Source organism: Mesorhizobium sp. M7A.F.Ca.US.005.03.1.1, from assembly GCF_003997975.1.
Classification (GTDB): Bacteria; Pseudomonadota; Alphaproteobacteria; order Rhizobiales; family Rhizobiaceae; genus Mesorhizobium; species Mesorhizobium ciceri.
Window position 1 is genome coordinate 127,431 of the sequence record NZ_RZRO01000001.1, and the last position, 16,019, is coordinate 143,449.

Sequence of the window (16,019 nt, forward strand, 5' to 3'; positions counted from 1 at the left end):
GTGACAGGTTTCTGGGGCGATCTCCCTGGGGCGGTCTATTCGATCTGCTCGAACGTGCATTGCCGTGGCGCCTTGTCGGGGCGCCAGCGCAGCAGTTTGGTGCCATGGCGAAACCGATTGCCGGTGACGTGGTCGAAGCGGACCTCCACCACCAGTTCAGGTTCCAAAGGCTCCCATTGTCCGCTGCGCTCCGTGCTCCAGCGGCTCGGGCCGCCGGGCGCCTTGCCAGTGAATCCGGGCTCTGACCGCAGCCCTTCCAGCCGGCGCGTGAGCGCTCCTCTGTCGGTCCTGGCGATGGTCGACGTGAAGCCGACGTGATCGAGCTTGCCGTCGTCATTGTAGAGGCCGAGGAGCAGTGAGCCGACCTCACGGCTACCCGCGAGATAGCGGAAACCGCCGACAACGCAATCGGCGGTGCGCCTCGGCTTTACCTTCACCATCGCACGTTCGCCGCACAGATAATGCTCGTCGAGCACTTTGGCCACGATGCCGTCGGTCGATGCATGGCCGGCCCCGTTCAGCCATCGAGCCGCCGTCGCTGCATCATAAGTGCACTTCGACAGGCGAAGATCCGGACTGTTCGAGGAGGTCACGAAGTCCTCGATCGCTCGCCGCCTTTCGACAAGTGGTTTGCCCGTGATGACCTCGCCGCCCGGCCTGGCAAGCATGTCGAAGAGGATCAGACTGGCAGGCGTCTGCGAACTCAGTTTGCGGATTCTGCTTTGTGCCGGGTGAAGACGCATCTGCAGCGCCTCGAAGGAAAGCTCACCGTCCACCTCGATGACAATCTCGCCGTCGATGACGAAATGCCCGCGCTTGAGGTCACGCAGGATCTCCGTGATTTCCGGAAAATAGCGGCCGAGCGGCTTGCCGGATTTGGCGCGCAGGTCAACGGTGTCGTCGCTCTTGAAAGCAAGGCAGCGGAATCCGTCCCATTTAGGCTCGTACTGCCAGCGGTTCCCATCCCTTGGGATTGCATCGGCAAGCCTGGCCTCCATCGGAGACGTATCCAGCGGGAGCGGGAAGGCGTTTATCGGTTCATGCACGGATCAGGCCTCCAAAACCGGTTCAGGAACGGCTCTGGCTTTTCAACTTCCAGGACTGCACCGCGTTCCATCAGGCTGGTTCTTCGCGATGGACATTTTCATTTGCCGCCGGAACCCGGTGACGGCTGGCCCCTTTGATGTCATCGGCGGCGCGAAAGGAGATGCCCCATCGACCTCTCATTGTGGACAGCTTTTGTCGGAACCGTCATTCTGATGCAGGTGCCGCCAGGCCCCGACAGCATGCTGGTGATGGCCCGCGGCATCGGACACGGGCGCGGCGTGGCGTTGTTCACGGTACTCGGCATGACGCTGGGCGCCGGACTGGTGCAGCTTCCGCTGATTGCATTCGGCCTGTCTTCGCTTGTCCACGCCTCGCCGGTGGCGTTCAATCTGCTTCGATGGGCCGGGGCGGCCTATATCATGTGGCTGGGTTTCCGGCTGCTGCTTTCAGCCTCGGCAACCATTCCCACAGGTGACATCAAGGCCCTGCGGCCGCTCGCCGCCGCCCGGGAAGGAATGATCGCCAATCTGAGCAATCCCTGGCCTTTGATGTTCATGGTTGCGTTCCTGCCGCAATTTGTCGACCCGCATAGGGGCTCCGTCACGTTGCAACTGGTGCTGCTCGGCGCAACACAGAAGATAACCGGTGTGCTGGTGCTGGGAGCCTACGCCTTGGCATCGGGCGCGGTCGGCGCATGGGTCATGCGGCACCCTCGCGCAAGGCTTTGGCAGCAGCGGCTCGCCGGCTGTCTCATCATCGGCCTCGGCGTGCGGATGGTGATCGGCGGCAGTACGAGCCGCTGACTTCAAGAAATAGCTTTTGTGCCACGTCGCCTGAAGGATTGGCTTCGACACAAGCATTGTCTTCTTCAGGGGGACGGAGCATTCGCTTTGACGTTCGGCTCCGCCGCCGTCGCGGGCCGGGACCGTGTCCAGGAACAAAAAACCTGACCGGAGGTTCGAACCTCGATCTCAATGCAGCTGCAACGCTTCATCGCCATCCGATTGGAATGTTCGTCATGATTTCTTGCGTGGCCTCGGTAAAGACGCGCCTTCAATGAACAAGCCGCCTGAGAATGCTGGCCAAAGGGAAAGCAGGCGAAAAGGGGGCGACGTCGTTCGGGCGCTTGGGCTTGGCCTGATCACCGGCGCGGCCGATGACGACTGCTCGGCCATCGGTACCTACGCCAGCGCCGGAGCGCGGTTCGGCCCCGACCTGCTGTGGACGGCACCTGTCACGCTGCCGATGATGTATCTCGTCGTCTACCTTTCATCCAAACTTGGCCAGGTTTCGGGTCGCGGGCTTTTCCAGGTCATATCGGACTTCTATCCGCGTTGGCTGCTATGGTCCGTGCTGGTGGGCGTGCTGATCGGCAACACGATCGAGGCAGCCGCCGACCTTGGCGCCATGTCGGCGGCTATTGTGCTGTTCGTTCCGCTGCCTGCTCCGTTGGTCGTCACTGCCGTTGCGGTCGTCATTTTTGCCCTGCAGGTGCTCGGATCGTACAAATTGATCCGAAATGTGTTCCGGTGGCTGGCTCTGGCTCTGCTTGCCTATGTGGTCTCCGCGGTACTTGCCAAACCGGATGCCGCTTCCGTCCTGCGTGGCACGCTGTTGCCACAAATCGAGTTCAGCCGAGAGTACCTGTCCATCCTCGTCGCCATCGTCGGGACCACTCTCTCCGCATACCTTTACACGTGGCAGTCCAATCAGGAGGTGGAGGAGGAGATCGCCAAGGGTCGAACGAGCCTCGAAGAGCGCAAAGGCGCCACCGAGGGTGAACTGCGCCGATCCCGCCGCGATATCCTGATCGGCATGACGTTCTCCAATCTGATCATGTATTTTATCATCCTTTCGACCGGGTCGACGCTCTACAAGGCCGGACACACGCAGATCGAGACAGCGGCACAGGCGGCCGAAGCGCTGCGGCCGCTTGCCGGCGACGCTGCCGGCATTCTCTTTGCGGCCGGTGTAATTGGCGTCGGCTTCCTGGCCGTGCCGATCATGACCGCTGGCGCTGCTTTCGATTTCGCCCAGGCGATGGGATGGAAGAATAGCCTGCATGCCAAACCCCGGCAGGCTCCCAAATTCTACATCGCGATCGGGGTCATAACGCTGGTGGCGGTGGGTCTCAATTTCTTCGGCTTCAACCCGATGAAAGCTCTCGTCTGGTCCGGCATCTTGCAAGGATTTTCAACGCCGCCGCTGCTGCTTCTCATCCTCATCATGACCAACAATCGCAAGATCATGGGCGACAAGGTCAACAGCACAAGCACGAACATCCTGGGCGGCGTGACGACCTTGGCGATTTTTGCGGCGTCGGCGGGATTGGTGGCAAGCTGGTTCTTGTAGCTCGCATGGCATGACAGATGTTCAGGCACGGTGGAACATCGGCGGTCAAATCCCGTTGAGACGCTTGTGGGAGAAAGGAGGTTGTCCATGTCAAAGTTGCAGGCCGCAACTCCGGACCGTTTAAGGCAGCTCAGGCTTGAAGCTTCAGCACATTTCGCTCCGTTGATGCTGAACGAAGCCCTGTTGCGCCTTTCCCATGCCTGCGGAGGCGACAGCCTCGACCGCTTCGAGAAAGCCATGGTTGATCAAATCGAGGCTGCCAAGGACGATCGGGCCGATTTCGAAACGATCAAGGAACTCGCGATCGAGCAGCTTTACGCCCTGGTCCGGAACGCTAACGATTCGCCGAAAAAGAAACAGTCGCTGGAGAAGATCGACACGCGCAGAACGCCCGGCCGGTCCGAAGAACCACGCACGCTCGAGGACCAACTGCAGGCGGGGTTGGAGGATTCCTTTCCGGCGAGCGATCCGCCTTCGGTGGTGTCCACGACCATTTCAGGCGGAGCAAAGAAGCTGGTTGGGACCGACGAGGTCCTGGAGAAGCAGCGGCGACAAGCGTCCAGCAAGGAAGATCGCTCGTAGACCGCGGTGCCGGCTAGGGTTGGCGGCAAACCAAAGAGTGCGGGTGCGCCAACGGAAACAGCTGACGCCATCGCATCAAAGTTTGACAGCCGCCTCCCGCGCCCAGAGCCGCAGTTTGCGGCATGACTGCACAAACGCAGCTACCGAAGCTGCCGAATCCAGCCGCCTCAGCCCCTCATCGGCATCGGGAGCGACGCCTGCTTTGATCAGGAGCGGCTCGGCCCCGGAGGTGAAGCCGATGAACTTGCAATGCGCAAACGCATCAGACACGAAATCCTTCGCAGCGGCCTCCGTGACCAGTAGCTCGGCGCCCGCCTCGGAGAGGAGCAGCACCACCGCGTCGAACAAAACGGATGGACCGCCGTCGATCATGTGCCTTGCCTCGATGTGGGTGCCGTCGGCGGCTTCGACGCCGCCCACCTTGGGCGCAACCACCTCCATCACCGCGCCTTCCGCTTCGATGGCGGAACGAAGTTCCTCGAACAGCGCGACATCGGCTCCATCGCTGAGCATGACACCGACTTTGCGGCCTTCGAAACTGTCGGGCCCGTTTTGGATGATGCTGAGCGCCGGCGACGGCGGCAAGTCATCGCGCGGTGGAACGGCGGCTTCGGCAGGTTCGGGCATGTCACGGATGCCGAGCTTGTCGGCGACCGTGGTCGCCAGCGTTTCATCGATGTTCAACAAATGCGAAACCATGCGTTCGCGGATCGCCGGTGCCTGGACCTTGCTCAGTTCAAACGTCAGCGCCATCGCGATGTGACGCTGCTCCGGTGGTGTCTGGCTGTTGAAGAATTGCCGGGCCTGGCTGTAGTGATCGGCGAAGCTCTCCGCGCGCAGACGTACTTTCTGCCCTTGTTCGGCATCGGAGAAAGAACGGAAGCCACGCTGCGGATCCTCGCGCGGTCCCAGTCCCCATGAGTTAGGTTCATAGTTGGCGCGACCGGCCGGATTGCGCATGGCCATGTGCCCGTCCTGTTGAAAATGGGCGAACGGGCACTTCGGTGCATTGATCGGCAGATGGGTAAAGTTCGGGCTGCCCAGCCGCTTCAATTGGGTATCGAGATAGGAGAAGTTGCGGCCCTGCAGAAGCGGATCGTTGGAGAAATCGATTCCGGGCGGCACATTCTGCGTCATGAATGCAACCTGCTCGGTCTCGGCGAAGAAATTATCCGGCATCCGGTCGAGCACCAGCCGACCGACCGGAATTGGTTCGAGAACCTCTTCGGGAATGATCTTCGTTGCGTCCAGGATATCGAAGTCAAAACTGTCGGCAAACGCCTGATCGAACAGTTGCACCGTCAACTCCCATTCCGGGAAATTGCCGGCCTGTATGGCCTCCCACAGATCGCGGCGATGGAAGTCGGGATCGGCGCCGTTGATCTTGACCGCCTCGTTCCAGACCACCGATTGCATGCCGAGCTTGGGTTTCCAGATGAACTTGACGAAGGTGGATTCGTCCTTGGCGTTGACGAGGCGGAACGTGTGCACACCAAAGCCTTGCATGAAGCGGAAGGAACGCGGGATGGCGCGATCCGACATGATCCACATGACCATGTGCATCGATTCCGGCATCAGGCTGATGAAGTCCCAGAAATTGTCGTGCGCCGTCTGTGCCTGCGGAAAAGCACGGTCGGGCTCCTGTTTGGCGGCGTGGATCAGATCGGGAAACTTGATGGCGTCCTGGATGAAGAAGACTGGAATGTTGTTGCCGACCAAATCCCAATTGCCTTCCTTGGTGTAGAGCTTGACCGCAAAGCCGCGCACGTCGCGGGCGAGATCGAACGAGCCCTTGTTGCCGGCAACCGTCGAGAAACGAACGAATGCCGGCGTCTTTTCACCAGCTCGCTGGAAAATGTCGGCACGTGTGTATTTGGCCAGTGAGTCGTAGGTCTCGAAATGACCATGCGCGCCATAGCCGCGGGCATGGACGACCCGTTCCGGGATGCGTTCGTGGTCGAAGTGGAAAATCTTCTCGCGAAAGTGAAAGTCTTCGATCAGCGATGGTCCGCGTTCACCGATCCGCAATGTGTTTTGGTCGTCGGAGACAGGCGTTCCGAGCGCCGTGGTAAGGACAGGCGTGTCGTCTTCCGCGATCTGGTGCAACTCGCCGCCATTTCCGCGCGCGCTATTCTGATCCAGTCCACTTGCCGATTGGCGAGCGGAGGGGCGAGCGGATTTGGCCATGACAGGTCCTCGATCGATACTGGAAGGTTGAAGTGGCAAGCCATCAAACTGCCGGTGAACGGCTTTGTTCCCGTAAAAAAGCGGACGCTGTAGATACCACTGTCGAAGGAGGCGTCACTGCTGCGGCGATGGTATGCGTCGATCGCATGACAGATATCTCCGCCCGCGAAGAATTATGAAGAGTTGTCTCCAGCAAGAGGAACGAACCAAACTTCCATGCATTTAGCTGAGGCTGCGTTCACACACTCTTTCTGCTGGGAGCTGGACCATTGTCATCCGGAGGCTGCCTTTTGGCCGACCAGGAAACCAATGAAGTTTCCATCGTTGACCTGATACCCGCCCTGCGGGCATTCGCCCGCACCTTCTGCCGCGTCCCCGACGATGCTGACGATCTCGTGCAGGAGACACTGACCAAGGGTCTCGCCAACATCGACAAGTTCGAACCCGGTACGCGAATGAAGTCGTGGCTCTTCACCATCATGCGCAACACCTATTATACCCGGGTCAAGATCGCTGCCCGGGAGGCGCCAGGCCTGCTCGACTGCGCCTCTTCGAGACCAATTTCGGAAGCCACCCAGGAATGGACCGTTCAGAGCAGGGAAGTTCACGGCGCCATTCAAAGACTGCCTGAACACCAACGCGAGGTGCTGATGCTGATCGGCGTTTTGGGAGTGAGCTACGAGGAAACCGCCGACATATGCGGTTGCGCGGTCGGGACGGTCAAAAGCCGCCTGAACCGTGCGCGCGCCAACATCCTTGAACTCCTAGGGGAGAGTTCGCTGGAGACATTGATGGAGAGGAGAAACCAGCTGTCGGACGGTCAGCTCGACGTCGAGGTCGACAGCCGCAGATAGTCAATTGTTCGCGTCGCGCCGACGCTTCTCGACGAGCGCGTTCTGCAATTCGATCGCCAGCTTGGTGAGGCGGTCCGGAATCTTTTCCTGCTCTATGGCTGCCAGCAGGGAGGCAATCTCCCGATCCACCGCCATCTCGACATGCGGATCCGCGGTATCGTCGCTCGAACGAGACATCACATTCTCTTGATAGCGGTCCCTTGATCGTAGTGTGGTGATAAGCGCCCGGCATTACAAGCCTGTGTCCACCGCCGAGAAGCTGACCGGCGGACCCTTGCACAGGTTTATTTCCTTGCTCCTTGGTCGCCCCGCGGACCACAGGCCCGCGCGGTGGCGTTCAGTCCTTCGGCAATCGATTAGCGGCGTAATCCTTCGGACTTGATCCGATTGCCGTCCAGCCCGCGCTCCTCCTTCGAATCGAGGACACTCGTTGGTGCCCTTTGCTCGACGTCCGAACTGGCATCGTGCTGTAATGTTCCGTCTCACCGAGCGAGCAAAAAAGCGTTGCCATCCCATGATCGAAACGGCTTCTCACCGTCGATGAGGACCCGCAATTGATGAGCTTGCGCCAGACGGCCGATATCGTCGCGGTCTGAGAAAAGCGATCCGCGATAGGAATAGTTCAGCAAGGCGAGCCAGCCCGGCCGTTTCAGAACGCGCGCAATTTCTTCGAAATGCCGCTCTGCCATGCCGGCCAGAACCAGATAGGGAAAGCTGTCGACCGCCAGCACGCAATCGAAACTGGCATCGTCGAAATCGGCCAGATCGAGACCGGAGGTTTGTCGTAACTCGACATTGCCGAGTGCGGCGCATTGCTCTGAGGCGATGGAGATCATTCGCGACGATATATCGATACCGACCATCCGCTTGAAGGATTTGCACAGCGCACGCTCGAAACGGCCGATGCCGCAACCGATGTCGAGAATGCTCCGTTCCCTTCCGGTGAATTCTCGGGCTTCCAGCCATGCGACGATTTCGTTGGTCGTGGCTGTGAGCCTTTCCTCATCGCCGAGGGATGCCAGTTGGACACTCGCGGCTCCCGAAATCGCTGCCGCGGCATCGAAGCTGGACGCCAGCCGCATGACGACAGCGGCATTCGTCTCGTCCTCATTGCGCTCATGGCGAACGGCGCCGCCCGTCGCTCGCAACATGGCAAAGACGTCTGGTTTGCAGCGCAGCAGTCCGGCGACCTTCCGCAATCTTGCCGCGTCGCCGGTATCCGCCGGACGGACTTTCAGCACGACCTCCGCCAATTCCGCTGCCCCAATTGTGGGCGGCAGGTGGAGCGCCAGCCTGACGAGAACACCTTCGGCGCAAATGCCGTCGGCCATGCAGTCTTCAACCGCCAGCCTGACCGATGTCCGGCGCTGGGCGCCTTTCGGTGCGGTTACACTCATGGGTCAACTCCGCGTCCAGACCCTGCGCATCGTCCACCTGTCGGCGGCGCCCCAGCCATATTTGTAGGCCTCCTGGCCGCGCAGGAAATCGAACTCGCGCGCATCTTCGCGGATCGACTCCACGATTGCGTGGCCAATCAGGATCGCGCCCGGGCTCTCCTCGGCATAAGCAGGGTCGAACCCACCCAGATAAGCGTAGGCACGGCCGCGGTGGTAAAATCCGTAATAGGCACCGATGGTCCTGTCATCGATCGCGAGCAGCCAGCATCGCACCAGACCATGAGCATCGAGCAAGGGAAGCGAGAGCCGATGGAATTGCTCGACGGCGGGGTTGGCCAACACACCCCCTCCGTGTTCGGCCCATCGCACATTGTGCAGGCGGATCAATTGATCGAGGAAGGTTTGCGGACTGCCGCTTGCCGATGACAGCGCAATCCGGCCGCATCTTGATGCGGCCTGGCGCGCCCGACGCAACTGGCGTCTGCGTCTTGCGGGGACGCAGCCTGCCAGCGTTTCGTCGCCGGCGATGGCGAGCACGGGGCAGGCGGCATGGGCGGTCGGCCGATCCATCTCGGGATGCTTCATCGCAAGGGCGACGCTGTCCTGCGGCAAGTCCGACAAGATCCACTGCGCCCACCCGATCGAGAAGATCGACTCGGCGATAACGCCGACAACCTCGGCTTCGATCCCAGGGACAGCCAGGATGTCCAGATAATCGCTGAGCGAAATGCCGACCGGAAGCAGCTTCGAACCAGCCGTCCCATGCTCCAGGTAACACGGCGCCAGCCCGACCAGATCCCCGCCGTGCCAGACCGCGACTGTCGCCAGTTCACCGGGTGCGAATGCGTGCCACCATGGCACCAGCCAGGCGGGAGATTGAAACGGCGTCGCCGAGGGACTCTGCTGCCACAGTTTCCACCAGTGCGGCGTCAAGGCGTCGAACTGCGCGGGGTCACCGATGATTTCGCAGCGCAGCACCGCTTTGCTCACGGCGTCGCAGCCAAGCGCCGGCGACCAGTGCCAAGCTGTGCCAGCGCCTGATAGGCATCCATGTAAGACGAGATCATCCGTTCCAGCGAAAATCGCCGTCGCGCTTCGGCCCTGCATGTCTCGGCATCCAAGCTGGGCGCCGCAAGAATGGCTTGGGCCATCTCGTCGACCGTGTCGACGAGAAAGCCCGTTCTGCCGTGCTCTATGACGTCGGGAAGCGCACCATTTGGAAAGGCGACTACCGGGGTCCCGCAGGCGAGGGCCTCCATGGCCACAAGCGAGCTGGTCTCGGCTGCGAGGCTCGGAATGACCAGACAGCGCGCTGCGTTGAGAAAGCGTCGCTTGGCGGTGAAGCCGAGCGGACCAAGGAAGCGGCGGCGGCCATCGAGGCGAGATTGGACCTCGTCGCGAAAGTACCGCGTATGTGTTTCGTAGGGATAGACCTTACCGCCGACGACCAGCGGAACGCCTGCTAGTTTGGCTGCATCGAGCGCCAGGTGAATGCCCTTCTCCGGGCAAACCCGGCTCAGAACCAGGGCAAAGTCGCGCTTCGGCTGCGGCAGGTTCAGTGCTTGGATGTCGACGCCGTTCGGAATCGGTGCCGTCAGCCTGGCGCCTGATGGCGCGGTTTTCTGCTGGCTGGGCGAGACCGCATGAAGCCAGAGGTCGCCACGCGTCGGGCGCAATGCCGCGGCCGGATACCAATCCAACGGCAGGTGGAGGGTCACCAAGGTCGGACCATCGTCGGGCAGATAAGCGTCGAAATCGATGCCGTGCAGATGAACCACATCGATGGGCCATCGGGCGCGGGCAGCGGCGATCGCTTTGCGATGGGCCTCTTGCGCGCGGCGCTTCGCCGCCTCGTCGAGCATGCCGTTTTCGGCCGGTATTTCCACAAGCGTGCCGCTCGTGCTGGAGCCACGGCAAGCAATGACGATAGATCGATGGCCGGCGTGAACCAACGCCCGATCGAGCATCGACAGAACCTGTTCGGCACCGCCGACAGCGTCGGGTCCGACGGGCGCGAGAGGGTAGGCGACATTGAGGACGGTGAGTGTCGCGGCCGGTTGCGTCCCGGTGCCCTGCGCCGCATTCCCACCTGTCAGTGGTGTTGCGCAGTCCGGCATCTGATGCATGGGCAGCATGACGATTTCACGCGGCCGAGGCCCGCCGCGTGGGGAGCGAGGCGGATGTCATGCCAGGCGCATAGCGGCGGATCATGGTTGAGCAGAATTCCGCGAACTCCTCCGGCACCAGTGGCGGGCTGGTGTGGTGGGGCATCATTCCGCGATGCTGAGGTGTGAAGCAGAAGGTGACCGTCACGTCGAAATCGGCGAGTGCTTCCATCTGCCGGTCGAACCAGTCCAGCGCATTCGGCCGAAAACTGTCCGCCCAGGAAAGCCCGGTACGCATATTGGTGACACCCAGCCGCTTCATCCAGGCGACAGCGTCGTCCAGCCGCGGATCTTCGAAATGAAACCACTGCACCAGTCCCATTGCGGGTGTATAGCGCAGGAATTCCTCCAGCGCGGGCTTTGGCGTGCCGTCCTGGCGCAGCAGCCCCATATGGAAATGACGGTAATAAGAGGAGCCTTCGGCTTCGCGGTGACGCGTCGTTGCTTCCCATTCACGCGGAAGATCGTAGAGGCTGTACCACTGGACGCGTGGTGCATTGCCGAGCAGCAATTCAGCTGTTCGCTTGAGCCCCCAGACCTGGATTTCCTCGGCGCCGAAGGTCGATACGCCGACTTCGCTGACCCAGATGGGAAGGTCGGTGACGGTCGCGATCTCGCCGATCTTCTGCGGCCATTCCTGGATTTGCCACAGGTTCCAGTCGAGCGGAAAGCCGTGCACGGCGACGGCGTCGACATGATCCAGCACGCCGAATTCCTTCATGCGGGTGATGAATCCCGGGTCTATCGGCGAGATGCCACCGAGCACTTTGGTCAAAGCCGGGTTTTCAGATGCGATTGCGTCCGCCGCCAGGATTGCCATCCTGGCGAAGCGGCTCCAGTCGGGGTCGAGCTCGGGATCCCAATGCGATTTGTTGTTGGGCTCGTTCCAGATCATCGCGGCTTCAACCATGGCGCTGTCCTTTCGAGGGGTAGACGGGACCGCCACTGGCCGGGTCGCCTGCGGCCCGGCAGAAATAGACCTCCTGCTCAGGGTGCAGAACGATCTCGAAACCGGCGCTGCGCAGCATCGCTTCGGTGCAGGCTCGATTGGGTATCCACCAGTTGGTCGGGTCGTCGGCATAGCGGTGCTCGATGAAATGGAGCTTGGGAAATTCCGGCCGGTCGAACAGGTCATGCGTCCAGAAATGATAGTTCTCTTCCATCTCGGGAAGATCGGTGCTGCCGCGCTGCATGGACTGGAAGATCATCAGATCACCGGCGACATGCTCACGGATAAGGTCGAGCGCAAGCAACGGGTGGCGCAAGTGATAAAGCACCCCCATGAACAGCACGATATCGAATGTTTCGCGCAGGGCGCCGACGTCGTAGACCGACAGTTTCTGGAATTCGATCTCGCAATTGGCGATCTCGGCGGCAAAGCGGGCCTGCGCCAGATAAGCCTCATCGAAATCAATGCCGAGGACACGGGCAGCACCTCGCCGTTTCATCTCGATGGAATAGAAGCCGGCATTGCAGCCGATATCCAACACCGTCTTGCCTGTCAGATCCGCGGGAATGGCCTCGGCGAATTTGCGCCATTTGATCAGCGGGTAATTGCCGAGAAAATGGTTGGGAGCGGTTTCGACACCGGCCAGTTCCATGTTGTGGAACCATGGGCCGAGAGCATCGATACGGCGGCGGATTTCGGCATGGGAATGCAGCATGGTCAGGCTCCTTCGCCGGGAACGACAGGCACATGCGGGTGTGCTCCACCCACAAGCATGGCGGTTTGGCGTTGTTCGGATGCGACGCCCTCTTCGAGCAGCCGAAGAGCCGTGCGATAGCCGTTGAAGGTGCCGACATCGACGTAGGAGACTCCGGCCCTGACACCGTAGGCTTCACCGCCGGCAGCCAGATAGGCATTGATCAGGGTGCCGATATATTCGTCACGCCGGTCCCGTTCACGCCAGAGTGCAGCGAGTTGGTGCAAGATCCGGCCCGGCATCTTGAACGCCCCCCAGATCCAGTTCGTGGCAGCGTCTTGCCGCTTGACCTGAATTTCCTTCACCCGATCTCCCTCGTCGAGAACCACGGCATCGAAAAATTCCGGGCGGTCCACCGGGAAGAGCAGAAACGATAGGGAACTATCCGGCAGGCAGGAGAAGCCGTCCTCGGGGAACCAGATCGTATCGGGCAAACCAATCAAAACCGTCTCGTCGGGCGCGACGAGAGGCGCTGCCCGAAAAATCGCATCGCAAAGTCCAACAGGGTTGGGCTGCACCACGAACAGAGCGGCAGCGTCACCATAGCCGGCGGCGTAATATTCGAGAATGTCGGATTTGCCCGATCCGATGATGAAACAGATCTTGTCGACGCCGGCGCGCACCATCCGCCGCACCAGGTACTCGCTCACCGCGCAGGGACGCTCCGTCTGTCCATCGATCCGACTGCCTACCGGCAGCAGCTCTTTCGAGAAGCCGAGCGGTTGAATGCGGCTGCCGCGCCCGGCAGCGGGCACAATGCCCAACATCAGACTGCTTCCATCATCGGTTCGCGGGGAGATCTTTGAAAGGCGTCGTTTAGAATGTGGTCCAGCTCCGCCGCGCGCCGGGCAGAAGTGTGTTCGTCCAGAACCCGTTCGCGCGCACGGGTTTTGATGGCATCGAGTTCATCTGCCGGCAAGGCGAGCGCCGCGACCACGTCATCGGTGTCGTGGGCCAGCAGGATCTCGCTGCCGGGTTCGAAGAAGCTGCTCAGGCCAGGCCAGGTGTCGGTTATGATCGGCACCCCGCATGCCGCCGCTTCGAACAACCGGCCCGAAGGACACCAGCCTTTTTGCACCATCGCCTCGCGGGTGACATTCAGCGTCAGTCGGGAGGATGAGAAAAACGCCGGATGATCGGCCGGTGGCAGATGCCTGACGAAGAAGATGTTGTCGCCCCACGGGAATTCCTGCGGATACTGTGCGCCGCCGATGATGAAGCGTTGATCCGGTAGACGCGCGGCGGTGCGGACCAGAAGCTTTTCGACGCCGGCCTGGCGATCCGCCGCGTAGGTCCCGAGATAGGACAGATCACCGGCGAATTCGGCCCGCTTCTCTGCCGGCCGGTGTTGGTCGGGATCGACGTGCCCATAGAGCGGCAGCACATGGCGCGCACCCAGAACCGTCTTCAGCGCGTCGACCGCCGAGCCGCCGGTGTAACTCAGGACGAGGTCGAAATCGGCAAGACCCTCAGGGCCGAAATAGGGTGGACGCTCACCTTGTTCGATGCGGGCAAGCGTGACCGGAGTGTCCAGATCGTAGAACACACGCAGTCCGCGGCCTGCCTGCTGCGCCAGCCGCGAGGCGTCCACGGCGTCGGGACAATAAGAGGTGACGATAACGACATCCGATTGCTTGACTGTTTGCTCCGCGACCCGGCGGATGTCCTCCCAGTCCGGGTAGAGCACGACGTTGCCGCCGTCCAGGCGATCAAGATCGCGCGCTCCGGCATAGTAGGGCGTGTCGCGTTCGAAGAAGGTAACGGACCAGCCGCGCCGGGCGAGGGCTCGGATCAGTCCCCTCCATAAGGTGGCATGGCCGTTGCCCCATGAAGACGTGACGGTAAGACCGAAAATGACCATCTGCATCCGGCAAATCCTCGTCAGGCAACTTCGTTCAATCGGATCAGCTTCGCCCCCCAGTCCCCCGACACGATCGTCGTGATCGAAGCGGGATCGATGTCGAAGCGAAAGCAGTCGCCGGCCGGCAAGCCAAGGACCTTGCAGACGGCGGCCTTGATCACATCGGCGTGGCTGACCAGGGCGACACACTGATTCGGATGCTGCTCGTGGACAGCATTCATCACCGCGACGACGCGCTGCTGGACATCGTGCATGGTCTCGCCACTCGGTGTCCTTGCCACTTGCCGCTGATCATTCCAGGCTCGCCAGCTGGCGTCGCCATTCAGTTCATCGAAAGTCTTTCCCGACCAGTCGCCGAAGTCGATCTCGTCAAGTTCGGCGCAGATCGCGATTTCTCCGACACCGCAGGCGAGCGCAACTGGCAGCGCCGTCTCTCGGGTACGCTCGCGCGGGCTGCACAAGATCGCGACGATGGGCTCCCGGGCCATGCGGCAGCCAAGCTGCGTTGCCTGCGCCTTACCGGCATCGCCGAGGCAAACGCCGTCCATACGGCCTGCCAGATAGGAGCCGACATTTTCGTGTGCCGCATGGCGGATCAGAAAGAAGGTCGTCGTCATTCTGCGGCATCGAGCAAAGGCTCGTCCTTGCCTGCGATAAAAGCGAGCGTGCGCTGCCGCGCTTCGGCGTCGGTGAACTGTTCCGGAGGCGACTTCATAAAATAGCTGCAGGGACCGGTCAGCGCGCCAGCTATGCCGCGATCGAGCGCCAGCTTGGCGCAGCGTACCGCATCGATCACCACGCCGGCCGAGTTGGGCGAATCCCAGACCTCCAGCTTGAGCTCGGCATTGAGCGGCACGCCGCCGAAGGTCGTGCCTTCGACCCTTATATAGGCCCACTTGCGATCGGTGAGCCAAGGCACATGGTCGCTCGGGCCGACATGGATGTTGCCCGGCTCCAGGGGAACATCGAACTGGCTGGCCACGGACTGTGTCTTGGAGATTTTCTTCGATTCCAGCCGCTCGCGTTCCAGCATGTTGAGAAAATCGGTGTTGCCGCCGAAATTCAGTTGATAGGTGCGGTCGATGCGTACGCCGCGTTCACGGAAGAGATTGGCTAGCAACCGATGCACGATGGTCGCGCCGACCTGGCTCTTGATGTCGTCGCCGACCAGCGGCAGCCCGCGCTGCTCAAAGCGCCGTCGCCATTCCGGACGTGAGGCGATAAAGACCGGTATGCAATTGACGAAGGCGCAGCCGGCCTCGAGTGCGCATTCGGCATAGAAGCAGGTCGCCTCCTCGGAACCCACCGGCAGGTAGGAAACCAGCACGTCAGCGCTGCTGTCACGCAGGATCTCGGTGACATTGGCAACCGGCTCGGGAGCTTCTTCAATCTCGTCGCGCAAATATTTGCCGATCCCGTCCAGCGTCGGTCCGCGCTCGACGCGAACGCCGGTTGTCATGGCGTCGGCAAAGCGGAACGTGTTGTTGGGGGCGGCGTAGATCGCTTCCGCGACGTCGAGGCCAACCTTGCTCTTGGCGACATCGAATGCGCAGACAATCTCGATGTCGTCGACATGGTAACCGCCGAGGTCGGCATGCATCAGCCCAGGGATTGGTTCGTTGCTTTTAGCGTGACGATAGAACGAGAGGCCCTGCACCAGGGAGGATGCGCAATTGCCGACCCCAACGATACCAACACGAACCTTTTTCGATCCCACGAAACCGCCACCCTATGTTGTTCAAAGGTAAGTTCCTGGCGCCGAACCATCAGCTTGCCGGAATGTTCCTCCGCCCATCGAAAAATTGCGCGAGACAGCATGGATCGAAGCCGCATACGATGCGTTCCCGCACGGCAAGCATTGGAAACCGATC

General features: G+C 61.1%; 16 protein-coding genes. 4 read left to right on the forward strand and 12 right to left on the reverse strand.

The features are described 5' to 3' along the window. Window positions 1–35: 35 nt before the first annotated feature. Window positions 36–1,046 carry an ATP-dependent DNA ligase gene (locus EN990_RS00595; protein WP_027164032.1) on the reverse strand — a complete coding sequence of 337 codons (1,011 nt, stop codon included), beginning with the start codon at window positions 1,044–1,046 and terminating at the stop codon, window positions 36–38. 213 nt (window positions 1,047–1,259) lie between these two features. Here EN990_RS00595 and EN990_RS00600 point away from each other — a divergent pair, with 213 nt between their 5' ends. From EN990_RS00600 to EN990_RS00610, 3 genes are all read left to right on the forward strand, one after another. After that, a complete protein-coding gene (locus EN990_RS00600; protein WP_127368134.1) occupies window positions 1,260–1,850 on the forward strand; it encodes a LysE family translocator in 591 nt (196 codons plus the stop codon). Between the two features lie 253 nt (window positions 1,851–2,103). Next, window positions 2,104–3,399, forward strand: coding sequence for an Nramp family divalent metal transporter (locus EN990_RS00605; RefSeq protein WP_127368133.1), 1,296 nt, complete (start codon window positions 2,104–2,106; stop codon window positions 3,397–3,399). Window positions 3,400–3,486: 87 nt separating this feature from the next. Next, window positions 3,487–3,981 (forward strand): hypothetical protein, encoded by a 495-nt coding sequence (locus tag EN990_RS00610; RefSeq protein ID WP_013533214.1) that lies wholly within the window; start codon window positions 3,487–3,489, stop codon window positions 3,979–3,981. Between the two features lie 75 nt (window positions 3,982–4,056). Here EN990_RS00610 and EN990_RS00615 read toward each other — a convergent pair whose 3' ends face one another. Next, complete coding sequence (locus tag EN990_RS00615; protein WP_127368132.1) at window positions 4,057–6,168, reverse strand: catalase; 2,112 nt, start codon at window positions 6,166–6,168, stop codon at window positions 4,057–4,059. Between the two features lie 290 nt (window positions 6,169–6,458). On the opposite strand from EN990_RS00615, the gene EN990_RS00620 reads away from it, so the two are divergent. Continuing rightward, window positions 6,459–7,022: a sigma-70 family RNA polymerase sigma factor gene (locus EN990_RS00620; RefSeq protein ID WP_013533212.1), complete on the forward strand. Its 564-nt coding sequence runs from the start codon at window positions 6,459–6,461 to the stop codon at window positions 7,020–7,022. Here the strand turns inward: EN990_RS00620 and EN990_RS00625 are convergent, their stop codons facing one another. The 10 genes from EN990_RS00625 to EN990_RS00670 form a co-directional block, all read right to left on the reverse strand. Continuing rightward, window positions 7,023–7,199, reverse strand: a complete 177-nt coding sequence (locus EN990_RS00625) for a hypothetical protein (RefSeq protein ID WP_013533211.1) — start codon at window positions 7,197–7,199, stop codon at window positions 7,023–7,025. It abuts the gene before it with no gap. A gap of 305 nt (window positions 7,200–7,504) precedes the next feature. Further along, window positions 7,505–8,419 carry a class I SAM-dependent methyltransferase gene (locus EN990_RS00630; protein WP_064993463.1) on the reverse strand — a complete coding sequence of 305 codons (915 nt, stop codon included), beginning with the start codon at window positions 8,417–8,419 and terminating at the stop codon, window positions 7,505–7,507. A gap of 3 nt (window positions 8,420–8,422) precedes the next feature. Next, on the reverse strand, window positions 8,423–9,409 hold the full coding sequence (locus EN990_RS00635) for a GNAT family N-acetyltransferase (protein ID WP_127368131.1): 987 nt from the start codon (window positions 9,407–9,409) through the stop codon (window positions 8,423–8,425). Continuing rightward, the gene (locus EN990_RS00640) at window positions 9,406–10,545 is read right to left on the reverse strand and encodes a glycosyltransferase family 4 protein (RefSeq protein ID WP_245469165.1); all 1,140 of its coding nucleotides are present in this window, start codon (window positions 10,543–10,545) and stop codon (window positions 9,406–9,408) included. Before EN990_RS00640 ends, EN990_RS00635 begins: the two co-directional genes overlap by 4 nt. Window positions 10,546–10,561: 16 nt before the next feature. Next, window positions 10,562–11,494: a beta-xylosidase gene (locus EN990_RS00645; RefSeq protein ID WP_127368129.1), complete on the reverse strand. Its 933-nt coding sequence runs from the start codon at window positions 11,492–11,494 to the stop codon at window positions 10,562–10,564. Then, complete coding sequence (locus EN990_RS00650; protein ID WP_127368128.1) at window positions 11,487–12,248, reverse strand: TIGR04290 family methyltransferase; 762 nt, start codon at window positions 12,246–12,248, stop codon at window positions 11,487–11,489. Before EN990_RS00650 ends, EN990_RS00645 begins: the two co-directional genes overlap by 8 nt. Before the next feature lie 2 nt (window positions 12,249–12,250). After that, on the reverse strand, window positions 12,251–13,054 hold the full coding sequence (locus EN990_RS00655; RefSeq protein ID WP_024502357.1) for a sugar phosphate nucleotidyltransferase: 804 nt from the start codon (window positions 13,052–13,054) through the stop codon (window positions 12,251–12,253). Then, window positions 13,054–14,154: a glycosyltransferase gene (locus tag EN990_RS00660; RefSeq protein ID WP_127368127.1), complete on the reverse strand. Its 1,101-nt coding sequence runs from the start codon at window positions 14,152–14,154 to the stop codon at window positions 13,054–13,056. The genes EN990_RS00655 and EN990_RS00660 overlap by 1 nt, the downstream gene beginning before the upstream one ends. Before the next feature lie 14 nt (window positions 14,155–14,168). Continuing rightward, window positions 14,169–14,765 carry a histidine phosphatase family protein gene (locus EN990_RS00665; protein WP_013533203.1) on the reverse strand — a complete coding sequence of 199 codons (597 nt, stop codon included), beginning with the start codon at window positions 14,763–14,765 and terminating at the stop codon, window positions 14,169–14,171. After that, window positions 14,762–15,865, reverse strand: a complete 1,104-nt coding sequence (locus EN990_RS00670) for a myo-inositol-1-phosphate synthase (protein WP_013533202.1) — start codon at window positions 15,863–15,865, stop codon at window positions 14,762–14,764. Before EN990_RS00670 ends, EN990_RS00665 begins: the two co-directional genes overlap by 4 nt. Window positions 15,866–16,019 lie beyond the last annotated feature (154 nt).